Source organism: Sphingomonas sp. PL20 (assembly GCF_017875905.1).
In the GTDB taxonomy this organism is placed as follows: Bacteria; Pseudomonadota; Alphaproteobacteria; order Sphingomonadales; family Sphingomonadaceae; genus Sphingomonas; species Sphingomonas echinoides.
The window spans coordinates 2079967-2095715 of sequence record NZ_JAGINH010000002.1 but is presented as its reverse complement, the minus strand read 5'-3'; the positions used below and the strand labels follow the sequence as shown (position 1 = coordinate 2095715).

Genomic DNA, 15749 nt, shown 5'->3' with positions numbered 1-15749 from the left:
ATATCGGGTATCCTACGGAGAGCGATTATGAGCATGGAACATTTCGACGTCGTCGTTGTCGGTGCGGGGATTTCCGGGATCGGCGCGGGCTATCATCTGCAAACCCAATGCCCCGACCGAAGCTATGTGATTCTCGAAGGACGAGCGGCATTGGGCGGGACGTGGGACCTGTTCCGCTACCCCGGCATCCGTTCGGATTCGGACATGTTTACGCTGGGCTATGCGTTCAAGCCGTGGACCGAGGCGAAAGCGATCGCCGATGGTCCCTCGATTTTGAAGTATGTTAGCGACACCGCGCGCGACTATGGTATCGATCGCCACATCCGCTTTGGCCATCACGTCAAGCGCGCGGCCTGGTCGACGGCAGAGGCGCGCTGGACGGTGGAAGCGGAGGGGCCGGACGGGCCCGTCGCTTTCACCTGCAATTTCCTCTTCATGTGCAGCGGCTATTACAATTACGCGCGCGGCCATGCACCGGAATGGCCGGGCATGGAGGATTTCGGCGGCCGGATCGTCCATCCGCAATTCTGGCCCGCCGATCTCGATTATGCGGGCAAGACCGTGGTGGTAATCGGCAGCGGGGCGACTGCGGTGACGCTGGTGCCCGCGATGGCCGAGAGCGCGGCGCACGTCACGATGCTGCAACGCTCGCCCACCTATGTCGTGTCGCGACCGGCCGAAGATGCGACGGCCAACTGGCTGCGCGCCAAATTGCCCGCGAAACTGGCCTATAGCCTCGTGCGCTGGCGCAACGTGCTGTTCCAGATGTTCTTCTTCAACCTTGCCCGCAAGCGCCCGGAAAAGACCAAGGAGCGGCTCATCGAAATGGTGCGGGGCGAGCTTGGTGCCGATTACGACGTCGCGACGCATTTTACCCCACGCTACAATCCGTGGGACCAGCGGCTATGCCTGGTGCCCGATGCCGATCTGTTCGCGGTGATCAAGAGCGGGAAGGCTTCGGTGGTGACCGACACGATCGCGCATTTCACCCGCGACGGCATTACGTTGCAATCGGGCGCGGAGCTGCCCGCCGACGTAGTGGTGACCGCGACCGGGCTGGAATTGCAATTGCTAAGCGACGTGGCGTTCAGCGTGGACGGTGCCCCGGCCGATCTCTCAAAGACGTTCAATTACAAAGGGATGATGTTTTCGGACGTGCCGAACATGGCGACCTCGTTCGGCTATACCAATGCCTCGTGGACGCTGAAGGCCGATCTGACCTGCGCCTATGTCTGTCGGCTGCTCAACACCATGAAGAAGCGCGGGTTGCGACAGGCAACCCCGCGCGTTGGCGATGCCGCGCTAACGCCAGCGCCGTTTCTGGACTTCAGCTCGGGCTATGTGACCCGCGCGATGGAGAAATTCCCGAAGCAGGGCAGCAAGACGCCGTGGCGCGTCCATCAAAATTATGCGCGCGACTTGCTCGCGCTGCGCTACGGATCGGTCGATGACGGGATGGAGTTTTCCAATCCCGCAATTCCCGAAGCCGCCCAAGCGACGCAGCACACGATAAACGCGTGAGCCACGCAACCTAACCGCAAGAACCGCGTTTTTGCGGCGTTGCACAAATTGCAGATTGCCTTGTTCGTTCGAACGAATTATCGGCGTCGCGTGGTCCAGCAACGACTCCTTGAAATCGCGATCGCGGAATTTGCCAGCAAGGGGCTGGAAGGCGCGAGCACGCGCAGCATCGCCGCTGCGGCAGGCACGGCGATGTCCTCGATCACCTATCATTTTGGTGGCAAGGAAGGGCTATACCTTGCCGCGGCCGACCATATTGCCGCGCAAATGGGCGGTACGCTCTCGCATCTGATTGACGGCGGCGTTCCCGAAGGCATGACGCCAGCGGCCGCCCGCACGCTGATCCACGCCATCCTGGCCAGTCTGGTCGAGAAGATGACGGGTCAAAAAAACACGTCCTACTCGCTCTTTATCATGCGCGAGCAGATGGAGCCGACCGCTGCATTCGAGCGCATTTATGGCGGGATGCTGGGGACCATGCTCCGCACGCTTGCCCACCTTGTCCAGATCGCAACCGGTCGCGACGATGGCGATACGGCACGCGTGGCCGTTGTCACCTTGATTGGGCAGGTCGTGACGCTGCGGGCTTCGCGCGCGACGGTTCTTAAGCTGATGCAGTGCCCCGACCTTGATGCCTCCGCGATCTCCGCGCTTGGGGGCCGGATCGCCGCCAATACCGATGCCATTCTCGACCGACTGATCGCCGAACGACAGGAGCTTTCATGAGCGACACGCCCCAGCCCGAAGCGAAATCCGGGGAGGATCCCTCGGCAGCCGAAGAACCCGCAAAGCCGTCGATCTTCAGCAAGCCGCTGTTCTGGATCATTTTCGTCCTGGTGGTCGGCGCGATCGTGATCGCAGCGGTGCTATATTATCTGGACGCACGGCAATATGAGTCGACCGACGATGCCTTTGTCGATGCGCATATCGTGCGGATCGCGCCGAAAGTCGCCGGGACGCTGAAGTCGGTCGCGGACATCGATAACCGCCATGTCGAAGCAGGCCAGGTGCTGGCCGTGATCGAGCCGTCAGGGCCCGAAGCGCAGGTCGCCGAGGCCGACGCCAATGTGAAGCAGGCGCAAGCCCAGTTCGAGCAGGCGCGGGCGCAAGTTCTGGCCTCGGAGGCCACGCGCGATCAGGCGGTCGCACAAGCGCGGGCACCGATCGCCACCGCCGCCAAGGCGCAGCAGGATCTCGTGCGTTACGAAGCGCTACGCCGGATCGACCCTGCCGCCGTTGCCGGGCAGCAGCTTGATGCGGCACGGGCAACGGCGCGTTCCACCGCTGCAGAAGCGGCGGCGGCGCGGCAGCAGATCGATAGCGCCGCTGCCAATATCGCGGTTGCGCGCCGCCAGGTTGCCGCCGCACGTGCGGTGATCGAGGCGCGGCAGGCATCGGTGCGGCAGGCCAATGTCACGCTCGGCGACAACCGGCTGGTCGCGCCGGTCGCGGGGCAAGTGGTTAATCGTCAGGTCAATATCGGGTCTTATGTCGGGCCGGGCACGCAGTTGATGGCGATTGTGCCCGATCACATCTGGGTGACCGCCAATTTCAAGGAAACCCAGCTGCGCGACATGACCGCAGGCAAGCCGGTCGACATCAAGGTCGACGCTTATCCCAACGTCAAGTTCAAGGGCCATGTCGACTCGATCCAACGCGGCGCGGGCCAGGCATTTGCCTTGCTGCCCCCGCAGAACGCGACCGGAAACTATGTCAAAGTGGTGCAGCGCGTGCCGGTGCGGATCGAGTTCGATACCAAAAATGCGCCCGATCCCCGCAAATATCCGCTGGGGCCTGGCATGTCGGTAATCCCCACGGTCAAGGTTCGCTAAGATGGCGAGCGCCGCAGCGCGCGCGGACGGATGGGATCCGACCCGGTCCGCAGCGGGCAGTTTCAGCCCGTGGCTGATCGTCGCGATCATCTCGATCCCGACCTTCATGGAGGTGCTCGACACGTCGATCGCGAACGTCGCGCTTGATCATATCGCGGGCGGCCTGTCGGTTTCGAACGATCAGGCGACGTGGGTGCTGACCAGCTACCTGGTCGCCAACGCGATCATCATCCCGATCAGCGGCTGGCTGTCCGATGTGATCGGGCGGAAGCGCTATTTCATGATCTCTATCGCGCTGTTCACGCTGTCCTCGCTCATGTGTGGTCTCGCCCCCAACCTTTCGACGCTCGTTATAGCGCGCGTTTTGCAGGGAATTGGCGGCGGCGGACTGGCCCCGGTCGAGCAATCAATGCTCGCCGATACCTTCCCGCCGCGATTGCGCGGGATGGCGTTTGCGGCATTTGCGATTGTGGTGGTGGTGGGGCCGGTGCTCGGGCCAACGCTGGGCGGCTATATCACCGAGAATTCGAGCTGGCATTGGGTGTTTCTCATCAACGTGCCGATCGGCATCGTGTCGCTATTCCTCGTCAACCTGTTCGTCGACGAACCCAAGGCGATCAAGGATGACCGCGCGAAGCTGCTCAAGCGCGGCATCCGGGTCGATTATATCGGCATCATCCTGATCGCATTGGGGCTGGGGTTCTTCGAACTTACGCTCGATCGCGGCGAGCGGGAGGATTGGTTTGCGAGCGGCTTGATTATCGCGACCACAACGATTTCGGCCGTGTCGCTGATCGCGCTCGGCTTTTGGGAAACGCGGCATCCCGAGCCGGTGCTCGATCTCAAGCTCCTGAAAAGCCGGAATTTCTCGCTGACGCTGCTGGTGATGGGCGTGACCGGCATGATCCTGTTCGGCACCACCCAATTGATCCCGCAAATGTTGCAGCAGGTGCTTGGCTATACCTCGTTCCAGGCCGGGTTGGCGCTGACTTTTGGCGGGGTGGCGACGCTGGTCGCTGTGCCGTTTGCCGGGCGGCTGTCGGGCGTCGTCGACGTGCGCTTGTTGCTGTTTCCGGCCTTGCTCGTCCAGGCATTCGCCTTGTGGAACATGACGCATCTCAACGCCGACATCACCTTCCTCGATGCGGGCGTGGCGCGGCTGTATCAGGCGATGGGGCTGCCGTTCCTGTTCGTCCCGATCAGCGCGGTCGCCTATGTCGGCTTGCCGCAGAACAAGACCGCGCAAGCGTCGAGCATGTTGAACGTGGCGCGCAATCTCGGCGGATCGATTGGCATTTCCGCATCGCAAACGATGCTGGCATCGGGCCTGCAGCGGCATCAGTCGGATCTGGTCAATGGGCTCAATCCGCTCAACCCCAATTATAACGACTGGCTAGCCAAGGCCGGAAGCACCTTTGGCGGGCCGGGCGACACCATCACGCCGCTCGCCGTGCTCTACAGCCAGGTGCAGCGGCAGGCGGCGATGCTTGCCTTTCTCGACGTGTTTCATTCGTTGATGGTCGTGGTGCTGTGCGTCGCGCCCGTCGTTTTCTTGATGCGCTCCGGCAAATCCGGTGGCGGTGGTGGAGGCATGGCGCATTGACCCGCTCTCTCGTTACGGCGGCGCTGCTTGGCGCAACCTTGCTTGGCGGTTGCACCGTCGGCCCCAATTATCATGCGCCGGCAATGGCGGTCCCTGCGGCCTTTGCCGAGCCGCAGACCGGTGTGCCGGGTGCCGCGATCGATCCTGCCCGTTGGTGGACCGCCTTTGGCGATTCGACGCTGACGGCGCTGGTCGAGCGGGCGCTGAAGGACAGCCCGACGATCGCGATCGCGGCGTCGCGCGTGCGGCAGGCGCGGCTGGACGAGATCGCCGCGCATGCCGTGGGCAAGCCGACCGTCGACGCCACTGGCAATGTGACGCATGTCGAATTCAGCAAGAATGCCGGCTTTTCATCGCTCGCCAGCCTGTTCTCGGGTGGCAGCAGCGGCGGGAGCTCGAGCGGCGGCATTGCGCTGCCCGGTAGCGGAATTACCACCTACACCGCCGGGTTCGATGCCAGTTGGGAGATCGATCTGTTCGGCGGCGGGCGACGCGGTGTGGAGGGTGCGCTGGCACGCACCGACGCGGCGATCTGGTCCCAGCGCGATGCGGCGGTGACGTTGGGGGCCGAAGTCGCCCAAGCGTATTTCGCGCTACGACTGGACCAGGCGCAAATTGCCGTGGTCGAGGACGAACTCGGCCAGCAGCGGCGCGCGCTGCAGATCGCGGGCAATGTCGCCAAGGTCGGGCTCAGTCCACAAATCGACGTGAAACGACAGCAGCAGTCTATTTCCAGCATCGAGGCACGGCTTGAGCCGTTGCGCGCGGATGTGCGGGTGCGGATTCACGCGCTGGGCATTTTGCTGGGGACCGAGCCGGAAAGTCTGACGGCTGAACTGACCGGGCCGCTCCCGGCATTGCAGCCGGTGCCGGTCATTCCCGCCGGTTTGCCGTCGGATCTGCTGCGCCGCCGCCCCGACATTCGCGCGGCCGAGCGCCAATTGGCGGCATCGACCGCAGATATCGGCGTGGCGGTGGCCGACCTCTACCCGAAATTCAAACTGACCGGGATGGCGCAACTCATCTCCACCTCGCTTGGATCGCTCGTGTCCGGCGACAGTATCCAGGCGACGGGGGTAGGGGGGGTAACCTTCCCCTTGCTCGATTGGGGGCGGCGCAAGGCGACGGTCGGCCTGCGCAAGGAGGACCGGGAACAAGCGTACCTGCGCTATCGCACCACCGTGCTTGGGGCGTTGCGCGATGTCGAGGATCCGCTCGCGCGGATAGATGCCGAGCGTCGCCGCAATGCGGCGTTGCAGCGCGCGGTCGCCGACGCGCAAGCGACCGCGCACGCGGTCGAGGCGCAGTATCGCACCGGCTTTGTCGCGCAGAACAGCTTGATCGATGCGCAAGTCGCGGTGCTCAGCGCGCGCGAGCAGCTGGTCGCGAGCGATGCGCAATTGCGGCAGGACAGTGCGGCGTTGTTCAAGGCGATTGGCGGCGGATGGGAGGACTCAGTCGCCGGGTGATTGGCAAGCGCGCGCAGGTACGCCTAAGGTGCGTTACATGACCCCGAGCGATGACTTGAAAAGCGCCGGTCTGCGGCATCTGGAAACGCTGATCGGCTTCGACACCACCTCGCGCGATTCGAACCTTGCGCTGATCGGGTATGTTGAGGACGTTCTGCGTGGGCACGGCGTGACCAGTCGACGGGTAGCAAATGCCGACCAGACCAAGGCCAATCTGTACGCGACGATTGGCCCGGCGGTGGCAGGCGGCGTGGTGCTTTCCGGCCATACCGACGTCGTCCCCGTCGACGGGCAAGCCTGGACCAGCGACCCGTTCGTCCTGACCCAACGTGGTGAGCGGCTTTATGGTCGCGGAACGTGCGACATGAAGGCATTCCTCGCGCTCGCGCTGGCGGTGGTGCCGCGGTTTGCAACCGGCGCTGCCGCGCGGCCGTTGCATCTGGCCTTTTCCTATGACGAAGAAGTGGGGTGCCTGGGCGCGCCGTCGATGATTCGCGAACTCGTCTCCGAGCTTCCCGCACCGCTCGCCGTGATCGTTGGGGAGCCGACCAATATGGAGGTGGTCAGCGGCCACAAAGGCATCTCGACCTGGCGGGTGACGGTGAAGGGGCACGAAGCGCACTCGAGCCTGACGCATCTGGGTGTGTCGGCCAATATGGTTGCGATCGGCCTTATGGCGCAGCTGCGCGCCTTGGCAGAGGCGCTCGAACAGCATGGCGACCCCGCATCGCTCTATCACCCGCCGCATGTGACGTTGACGATCGGGCTGATGCAGGGCGGGACGGCGGTGAATATTCTCGCCCGCGAATGCAGTTTCGTGTTCGATCTGCGCACACCGCCCGGCCAGGATCCCGACCGCATCATCGCCCCGTTTCTCGAGGCCTGCACCCGCGAGGACCGCGCGTTGCGCGCGCGTTTTGCCGATGCCGGGGTGGCGGTCGTGCGGCGATCGGCAACACCTTCCTTTGCGCCCGAGGCGGACGGAGCCGCCGAAACACTCGCCCGCCGCCTGGCTGGCGATAACGGGCCTGCGCGCGCGGTACCCTATGCCGCAGAGGCCGGCCAGTTTCAGGGGGCTGGATTTTCGACGGTGATTTGCGGGCCGGGCTCGATTGAGCAGGCGCATCAGCCGGACGAATATCTGGAAATCGCGCAATTTGAACGCGGCGCGGCGTTTATGGCGCGGCTGGTTGAGGCAATGGCGTAACGATAAACCTGATTACGCTGTCAGGTGCCGCTCTTTTATTTGCATAGCCGTCTTAACCATATTGGGACACACTGCCCCAGTCCCGAATCGGGACAGCGAAACCCTGTGCGCGTAATGCCGCTGACAGGAACGTTTCGAGCGGTCTCGGTAAAACACCGACCCGACACGGAGCTAACCCACTCAAATAGCGAACGGATCACCCCCGCATCGGGTCGATAGAACGATTTACCAGGGGCGGCTGCCCTCGCCGTAAACCACATCGAGGATGAAGCTCAACATCACGTTTTCTCCCTTACACACCCAGTTGGGTGCTCGGGGTTATTAATTGAATCTTAACGATAATGCAATCGCGTTTCGGCGACGCAACGAGCCCGGGCGGGGACGATTAACGGTTCGTTTAATGCTCCCGTTTACCTCGAAATCTATGGTGCGTGCCGTGCAACCCCCGAATCCGCGTCGTCGCCCTCCGGAGCAGCGAAAGGGTGTGCCCGATGCGCCGGGCAAAATCTTACAGCGCGGTCTGGAAAATGCCCGGCGAGCGAGCGGATCAAGCGCGTGGCAGATCGTTTGCCTGGTCGAAATCGCGAATTTCTCGGCACTGCGACGCAAGATCGGGCGGGTCGGCGCGGACAGCCTGGGCTTTGATCTGGAACGGCGCATTGGCGCGATCCTGCCCGACAGTTCGACGATGGTCGTCAGCCGCACGGTGATTGAGGTATCGTTCGAGCGGGCGAGTTTTGGCGAGTTCGAAACGGCGTTGGCCGCGCTGCGGAGCGCTGCCGATGGTCCGCCCGATTTGGAGGAGGCGTGCGCTTTTCAAATCGTTATTGGCGGTGCGGCGGCACCGTTCGGAACGATCGAAAATGTGCGGCTGATCGAAGAAGCTGAAGGTGCTTTGGAAGATGCGCGTTCGGCGCATCAGCCGGTGGTGCGCGATCTATCGGTGTGCACCCCGACCTTCGACCGGCAGACGCTCACGCGTGAGATGCCCGCGGCGATCGTCAATGGTGAGATGTTCCTGCAATATCAGCCGAAAGTGCACGTTCGCGAACAACAGATTTCCAGCGCGGAAGCCCTGGTGCGCTGGCAGCATCCTAAACGCGGCCTGATCCTCCCGGGGGATTTCATCACGGTGGCAGAGCAGGCGCAGCAAATTGCCGCGCTGACGCTCTGGACGCTCGACGAGGTGATCCGGGATCAAAAGATCCTGGCGACGGACGGACATGACCTGACGATCTTCATCAATATCTCGGGTCAGCTTCTCAGCGACAAAGACTTTGTCGAAGCGACCTGCGCCAAGATCCACAATTGCGGTGCAAAAATCGGATTTGAAATTACCGAAACGGCGGTGATCCGCGATCCGGAATGCGCGATCGCCAACCTTCAGATTTTCGCGGATCGTGGTATCGTCATCGCGAGCGACGATTACGGGGCCGGTCTGTCCTCGCTCGCATATCTCAAGCAACTCCCCGCGCGGGAACTGAAAATCGATAAGATGTTCGTGCTGCAATTGACGAGCAGCAATCGCGATCCGCTGATCGTGCGCTCCACCATCGATCTCGCCCATGCGCTGGATATGGAAGTGACCGCAGAGGGCGTGGAGACCCAAGCCGCAATGGCGCTGCTTTCGGTGATGGGCTGCGACATGGTTCAGGGATATTTGATCAGCCGACCGATCTCGATCGACGCTTTTCGGCGCTTCCTGCACGAATACCGCGCGCGCCCCGCAGAGGATGCGCGGCAATCGATGTTCAAGCGGCCGGCGACGTTTTGGAAAAGCGCCTGAGCGCTATTTTTGACGAATTAGCGCGAATTTAAGGACTGTTCTGACAGGAGTGGTGCCATGAGGCACCTGATGTTCCGTCGGATCGTGATGCTGTTCCTGATCGCGCTTAGCGCGTGCGGGCTTGCTCGACCGGCATTCGCCCAAACTTCGGCACAATGGGACGTTCGCTATGATGCGCTGGTGGCGGATGCCAAAGCGCAGATGTTTGGCGACCCCTTGATCGCGATTGATCGTTCGCGGGCGGCCGAGGGGATCGCTGATCACCTCGCGCCGGCGCGCCGAAACACGGCCGTGGCAACCGCGCAATGGCTGCAGGGGGAAGCCTATTTGCGGCTGAACGACACGGCCCGTGCCGAGCCGCTGATCGAACACGCGCTCGCGCTGGTTGCGAAACCTGCCCAGCCGACAAAACTGTACGGCGATCTCTTGCTGTCGCGGGGCGGCTTGAGACTGGCCGAAGCCGATGTGGCGGGCGCTCTCGCATCCTACCAACAAGCGCATAACATTTTCCGGGACATTGGCGAGGCGCGCAGCCGCGCGATCGCCATCGTCAGCATCGGTTTCCTGTATCAGGAAGCGGGCGATTTTAAGAGCGCCTTGCGATATTTCGATCAGTCGGCGGATATTTACAAAGGCGATCAGCGGCTTTTGTTTTCGATCTACACGAACCGCGGCATCTGCTTGATGGATTTCAATAAAATCGCACAAGCGCAAACAGCGTTTCGGAAGGCGCTGGCGCTGGCGCACGATTTGAAGACCCCAACCCTGGAAGCGAGTACGCTGCGCAATATCGCGCGGGCGCAGCTGTTTGCGGGGCAACGCGCCGCCGCCGAGCGCAGCATCGCGCTTGGGTTGCAGGCCGAACGCGGAGCCGATGCGGCGGCGTCACGAAACCATTTTCTGGTGCTTTCGGCTTGGGCGGCTCGGCTGCGCGGCAACCTGCCCGAGGCCCAACGCCTGATTGAGCGGGCGTTCGCCAATGTCGACCCCAACGCCTCCACGCTCGACATGCGGGAGGGGCATCTCGTTGCGTACGATATTTACAAAGAGACTCACAACCAAGCCAAGGCCCTGGTCCATCTGGAGGCTCTAAAACAGGTCGACGACAAAACCTCCAAGCTCGCCGCATCGGCCAACACCGCGCTCGCCGCCGCCCGCTTCGATTTCGCGAACCAGGAGCTGAAAATCGAAAAGCTGAAGCGCGCTCAGTTGCTCCGCAACATCGAAGATGCGCGCAATCGTGCGCGGACCCAGCAAACCATCTTTGGCGGGCTGGCCGTGGCGACAGTCATCATCGTCTCGATGCTTGCCTTCGGCTTGATTACGATCCGGCGCAGCCGCAACGAAGTGCGCGCGGCCAACGTCGATCTCGCAAAAACCAACGAAGCGCTGGGGCGTGCCTTGGCCGCCAAAACCGAGTTCCTCGCCACCACCAGCCATGAGATCCGCACGCCGCTCAACGGCATTCTTGGCATGACGCAAGTGATGCTGGCGGATCGCAGCCTGGAGGAACCGCTGCGCGATCGCATCGGCGTGGTGCACAGCGCGGGCGTCACGATGCGCGCGCTGGTGGATGACATTCTGGACGTCGCCAAGATGGAGACGGGCAACCTCACCATCGAACAGGTGCCGTTCGACCTCAAAGCGATGCTGCGCGATGTTTCGCGGATGTGGGAGGAGCAGGCACGGGGCAAGGGATTGGGCTTTGTCCTTGATCTTGAAGCCTGCCCCGATTTTATCGAAGGCGATCCCGCGCGGATGCGGCAGATTGCGTTCAACCTGCTCTCCAACGCCTTGAAATTCACCGAGCGGGGCCAGATCACCGTCCGCGCTTTTAGCGAGGGATCGGCGCTGCGGATCAGCGTCAACGACACCGGGATCGGCATCCCACACGACAAAATCGGCATCATTTTCGAATCGTTTCGCCAAGTTGATGCCGGCACAACGCGCAAATATGGTGGCACCGGGCTTGGTTTGGCGATTTGTCAGAATCTCGCGCGCGCAATGGGCGGCGATGTGACGGTGCAGAGCGTGGTGGGCACGGGAACGACCTTTACGCTTTCGCTGCCATTGGCGCTGGCACCGGCTCCAACCGTCACCATGGCCTCCGCCGAGGCCACGCCAGACGCATTGCTGATCCTGGATCGCAACCCAATCTCGCGCAGCATGTTGCGCGCGGTCCTCGAAGCGCGCGCTGGCGTGGTGCTGTTCGCGGGGAGTGTCGACGAGGCTGTCGCCCGGATCGTGCAGGGCGGCGTTACCCGCGTCCTGATCGACGATGCGACGGCACAAGCGGAGAGCGATGTGGACGCTGGCCTGGCCGCGCTGGGAGCGAGCGATGCGATAACGACCTTGCTATGGCGCGCGCCGAGTGCCGAAGATTGCGCCCGTTTCGCGGCGATGGGGATTGACCGCGTGATCGCCAAGCCTATCGCGGGCGCGGCGTTGGCGGCGGCGATGTTCGGCAACGCGGTACCGGCTGCGAAATCCGCATCGGAGGTGCTTGTAACGCAAGCGGCATGACACGATAGAGATGCACATCATGGCGTATTTTTCCTCTCGTGATTCCATAACGGATTGCCCCCGGTGAACATCCTGTTCATCGAAGACGACCCGATGAATCGGCGCGTCGTGAAAGACATGCTCGACGTGGCTGGCGCGACCATGACGGGCGCGGAAAGCGGGGAAATCGGACTGGCGCTGATCGACGCGCAGGATTTCGAGATTGTTCTGCTCGATTTGCGGATGCCGGGGATGGATGGGTTTGAAACGCTGCGCCACATCCGGGCGCGCAGCGACGCGAAGGCCCATTTGCCGGTGATCGTCGTGACGGCGGATACTGCGGTCGATTTGCGCGAACGGTGCATCGCCCAAGGGGCTGACGAGGTCTTGTTCAAACCCGTCGCGATGGATTCGCTCTTCGATGCGATCGGCCGGATGCTCGCCAAAGGCGCGGGCGACGGGATGATCGGGTGATCTAGCCTGTCTCGGCGGGTTCCTCTTCCCATGAGGCCGACCGCGGCACGCAACAGGACCGTGGACAAGGGGACGCGCCGCCGCGCGCAGTTTCGGACATGGCTATTCGGACAAAGAAGGGTCGCCGCCCTGGCGCTCGATTTCTGCGGTGAGCGCGGAAACGGCGGTGATCAGGAGATCCCTCCCGGTCCGAGCGATCAGGCCAAGCGCGGCCAGTCGTGCAAACTCGCGGCTCACGACTTCGCGTTGCGTTCCCACCAAGACGGCCATTTCGGCATGGGTGGGGATGCCGGTAATGCGGGCCTGGTCCTCCGCGACCCCGCTCGCTCGCGCCATTCGCAGCAATTCCATTTGCAAGCGGCAGGGGGCGGGGATCGCACCCAATCGGAAGACTTGCGCGCTCAGGCTGCGGACCATCGCGGTCAGATCTTCGAGCAACGCTTGGGTGAAGCCCGGACACTCGGACAGCAGCGTCTTGACGAGCGCTTGGGGCAGCCGTCCGATCTCCGCCACGCTCAGCGCGAAAACATTGGCCGATCGCGGGGCACCGTCAATCGCGGCCAGTTCACCGAAGTGCGCCCCCGCTTCCAATCGGCGATACCCGATTTCACGTCCCGCCCGCGAAAATTGATTCGCCAACAGGGTTCCGGCGGCAACGATATAGACGTCTTCGCCGGGTTCCTGCGCCCGCACAACCTGTTCTCCGCGTTGATAAATCCGCCACACAGTGTGCGCTGCCACATGCGCGCGTTCCGCCTGGCTCATGTGGCGGAACAGCGCACAGCGCTCCACGGCCGCCATGGCGGCCGACGAGATTTGTTTCGATCCACCAACATCTTGCATCAAACGCTCAATGCCCTAGGCATTCTGCGTTGGCCAGCCGGGGGGCGAGTACGTGGCACAGTTTGCGGACTATATAGCGTTTATCAGTTACAGCCATAGTGATCGTTACTGGGCGGAGTGGCTGCATCGCGCGCTGGAACGATATCGGCCGCCGCGCCGCCTGGGCGCAGATCCGGGCAAGCCGACGCGGCTGCGTCCGATCTTTCGCGATCAGGCCGAACTCTCGGCCGGCCCGGATCTTGGCGATTCGATCCGAAGCGCGCTCGATCGCTCTTCCTATCTGATTTTGCTGTGTTCTCCCGCCGCGCTTGCGTCGCGCTGGGTCAATGCGGAATTGGCGCATTTTCTGACGACGCATTCGCCGGACCGCGTTTTGTGCGTCCTTGTCGGGGAGGCGCAACCGGATCTGTCGCTGCTGGAATGCCTGCCGCAAGCACTGCGCGAGGCGCTGCCGGCCGGGCAGGAGCCGCTCGCCGCAGATTTGCGCCCCGGAGGCGATGGGCGGCGTCTCGCGCGTTTGAAACTGGCGGCGGGATTGCTGGGCGTGGGGCTCGATCTTCTGATCCAGCGCGATGCCCGGCGTCGCACGCGCCTGATGGCGGCGATTACCGCAGCTGCAATGCTGCTCAGCGTCGCCTTTGGCGCGCTGGCGCTCGCCGCGATCGACGCGCGGCGGCTCGCCCAGCGGCAAGCCGCCGAAAGTGAGGACCTGGTGGCGTTCATGCTGGGCGATCTGCGCGGCAAGCTGGAACCGGTTGGGCGGCTGGATGTGCTCGACGGAGTCGGTCGCAAAGTGCTCGATCATTATGCCCGCCTCGACGATGACCGGTTGGATGATCCCGCGCTGGCGCAGCAAGCCAAGGCGCTGACGCTGATCGGTTCGATCCGGGTCAAACGAGCGGACTTGCCAGGTGCCGCGCAGGCCTTCACCGACGCGGCGGCGACGTCGGCGCGGCTCGTCGCGCGTGCGCCGCAGGATGGCACTCGTCTGTTTGACCATGCGCAGAACATCTACTGGCTGGCGTTCGTAGAGTGGAAGCTCGATCATGTCGCGGCGGCAGAGCATGGTTTCGGGGAATATGCCCGGCTTGCCGACATGTTGGTGCAGATCGACCCCAAGCGTGCGGACTGGCGGCTGGAGCCCGCTTATGCGCGGAGCAATCTGGGGACGCTCCTGCTTGAGCAAGGGCGATATCGGGATGGGCTTGCCGCTTTTGAGGTGGCCCGCGCGGGATTTAAGGACGCAAGCCAAAAGGCACCCGGGGACAGCGATCGCTTGGCCGATCTGGTCGACGCGCAAAACTGGGTTGCCGACGCCCAATTCCTGCTGGGCAATGTGCGCGAGGCCTATGTCGAGCGCGCGACCGCCTCGACGATATTGCACACCCAATTCGCAAGCGATTCGGCCAATCGCCCTTTGGAAGAGAAGGTGTATGCGGCCGATCTCGCTTTGGCGCGGCGGGCGCTTGACCTTGGCAAGCTGGACGAGAGTGCAGCCGTATTGGGGCGGGCACGAGCGGGGCTTGCCAAGCTTGTCGCCTTTGATCCCGGCAACGCAGTGTGGCTGGCGGATGCGGCGCTTGCGGATCTCGATGCGGTCGACCTTGCGATCGCCAGGGGAGATGTTACCGGCGCGCGGGTGGCGCATGACCTGGCCCGGCAACGGATTGCCAGGTTACGGTCGATTGGCGGAGCCACGTGGCGCTGGAAGCCACTGATTGAGGGGCGATGGCAGCGGCAAGCGATTGAGCGGTCACAGCGCGTGGGCGACTCGGGCGGGGCTTCGCGTGCGGCGTCTGTGCTGTTGGTCGAGGCCGCAGCGCATCCGCTGCGTAAGGAGCCCGGGCAAGTCGCCATGTTGGTCGGTTTCGCGCGGCTCGCACGCGGGGAAGCCGATCTGGCGATCGCCACCTTGGCCCCGCTTGAATCCGTTCTGCTACCCGAAGGGCGCGACACCCTCGCGCGGGCATGGCTGAAACGCGGCGATGCGGCTCATGCGCAGCAAACCGCGCGCAGCCTGTATAATTCAGGGTATCGGCGGCCGGAGTTTCTTGCCTTTTGGAAGAAATCGGGTTTAACTGTCAGTCAGTGAAAAGGGGGGATCATTATGACTCAAGTTTGGCCTGCGCTGACGACAGAAATTGTTGTCGGAATCGATTCGACCTATAATTTTATGAATTATATCGATCCGGAAAATCCGGTTCCTTTGGTCCTTTCACTAGACCAGCCGACGACGATTATCTTTTCTCTGAAAGACGATCTGATCAATTCCGGTTGGATGTTTCAGGATCGGCCTTTCGTTGTGGGTGCCGATTACAGTATCAATTTCTCCAGCTATAGCTGGCTTGAAAACAGCGTCGGCGACGCTCCTGCCCCCAAGTCCAAATTTCGTATCGTTTTTCAATGCGCGCGCCTTGGTATCTATGAATATAGCTTGATGTTCGTTGACAGCCATGGCCAAAAAATCGGACTGGACCCTAAGATTGAAAATGGCGGCGGTCAGTAAGACGGC

The 15749-nt window shown here is 62.6% G+C and carries 12 protein-coding genes; 11 read left to right on the top strand and 1 reads right to left on the bottom strand.

Annotation, left to right across the window (positions count from 1 at the left end):
• Positions 1–27: 27 nt before the first annotated feature.
• From H4W01_RS09685 to H4W01_RS09645, 9 genes are all read left to right on the top strand, one after another.
• Complete coding sequence (locus H4W01_RS09685; protein WP_209610841.1) at positions 28–1521, top strand: flavin-containing monooxygenase; 1494 nt, start codon at positions 28–30, stop codon at positions 1519–1521.
• A gap of 60 nt (positions 1522–1581) precedes the next feature.
• Positions 1582–2247, top strand: a complete 666-nt coding sequence (locus H4W01_RS09680) for a CerR family C-terminal domain-containing protein (RefSeq protein WP_334685218.1) — start codon at positions 1582–1584, stop codon at positions 2245–2247.
• Positions 2244–3353, top strand: a complete 1110-nt coding sequence (locus H4W01_RS09675; protein ID WP_209610840.1) for an HlyD family secretion protein — start codon at positions 2244–2246, stop codon at positions 3351–3353. The genes H4W01_RS09680 and H4W01_RS09675 overlap by 4 nt, the downstream gene beginning before the upstream one ends.
• Position 3354: 1 nt before the next feature.
• Complete coding sequence (locus H4W01_RS09670; protein ID WP_010403056.1) at positions 3355–4956, top strand: DHA2 family efflux MFS transporter permease subunit; 1602 nt, start codon at positions 3355–3357, stop codon at positions 4954–4956.
• Positions 4953–6425 carry an efflux transporter outer membrane subunit gene (locus tag H4W01_RS09665; protein ID WP_209610839.1) on the top strand — a complete coding sequence of 491 codons (1473 nt, stop codon included), beginning with the start codon at positions 4953–4955 and terminating at the stop codon, positions 6423–6425. Before H4W01_RS09670 ends, H4W01_RS09665 begins: the two co-directional genes overlap by 4 nt.
• Before the next feature lie 37 nt (positions 6426–6462).
• Positions 6463–7632, top strand: a complete 1170-nt coding sequence (argE, locus tag H4W01_RS09660; RefSeq protein WP_209610838.1) for an acetylornithine deacetylase — start codon at positions 6463–6465, stop codon at positions 7630–7632.
• An 865-nt stretch (positions 7633–8497) separates the two neighbouring features.
• Positions 8498–9418, top strand: coding sequence for an EAL domain-containing protein (locus tag H4W01_RS09655; RefSeq protein WP_334685217.1), 921 nt, complete (start codon positions 8498–8500; stop codon positions 9416–9418).
• A 57-nt stretch (positions 9419–9475) separates the two neighbouring features.
• The gene (locus H4W01_RS09650) at positions 9476–11941 is read left to right on the top strand and encodes an ATP-binding protein (RefSeq protein ID WP_209610837.1); all 2466 of its coding nucleotides are present in this window, start codon (positions 9476–9478) and stop codon (positions 11939–11941) included.
• A 63-nt stretch (positions 11942–12004) separates the two neighbouring features.
• Positions 12005–12394: a response regulator gene (locus H4W01_RS09645; RefSeq protein ID WP_010403049.1), complete on the top strand. Its 390-nt coding sequence runs from the start codon at positions 12005–12007 to the stop codon at positions 12392–12394.
• Positions 12395–12496: 102 nt separating this feature from the next.
• On the opposite strand, the gene H4W01_RS09640 is transcribed toward H4W01_RS09645, so the two are convergent.
• On the bottom strand, positions 12497–13237 hold the full coding sequence (locus H4W01_RS09640) for a Crp/Fnr family transcriptional regulator (protein ID WP_154651267.1): 741 nt from the start codon (positions 13235–13237) through the stop codon (positions 12497–12499).
• A gap of 52 nt (positions 13238–13289) precedes the next feature.
• Between H4W01_RS09640 and H4W01_RS09635 the strand changes: the two genes are divergently transcribed.
• A complete protein-coding gene (locus H4W01_RS09635) occupies positions 13290–15329 on the top strand; it encodes a toll/interleukin-1 receptor domain-containing protein (protein WP_209610836.1) in 2040 nt (679 codons plus the stop codon).
• 15 nt (positions 15330–15344) lie between these two features.
• A complete protein-coding gene (locus H4W01_RS09630) occupies positions 15345–15743 on the top strand; it encodes a hypothetical protein (RefSeq protein WP_209610835.1) in 399 nt (132 codons plus the stop codon).
• Positions 15744–15749 lie beyond the last annotated feature (6 nt).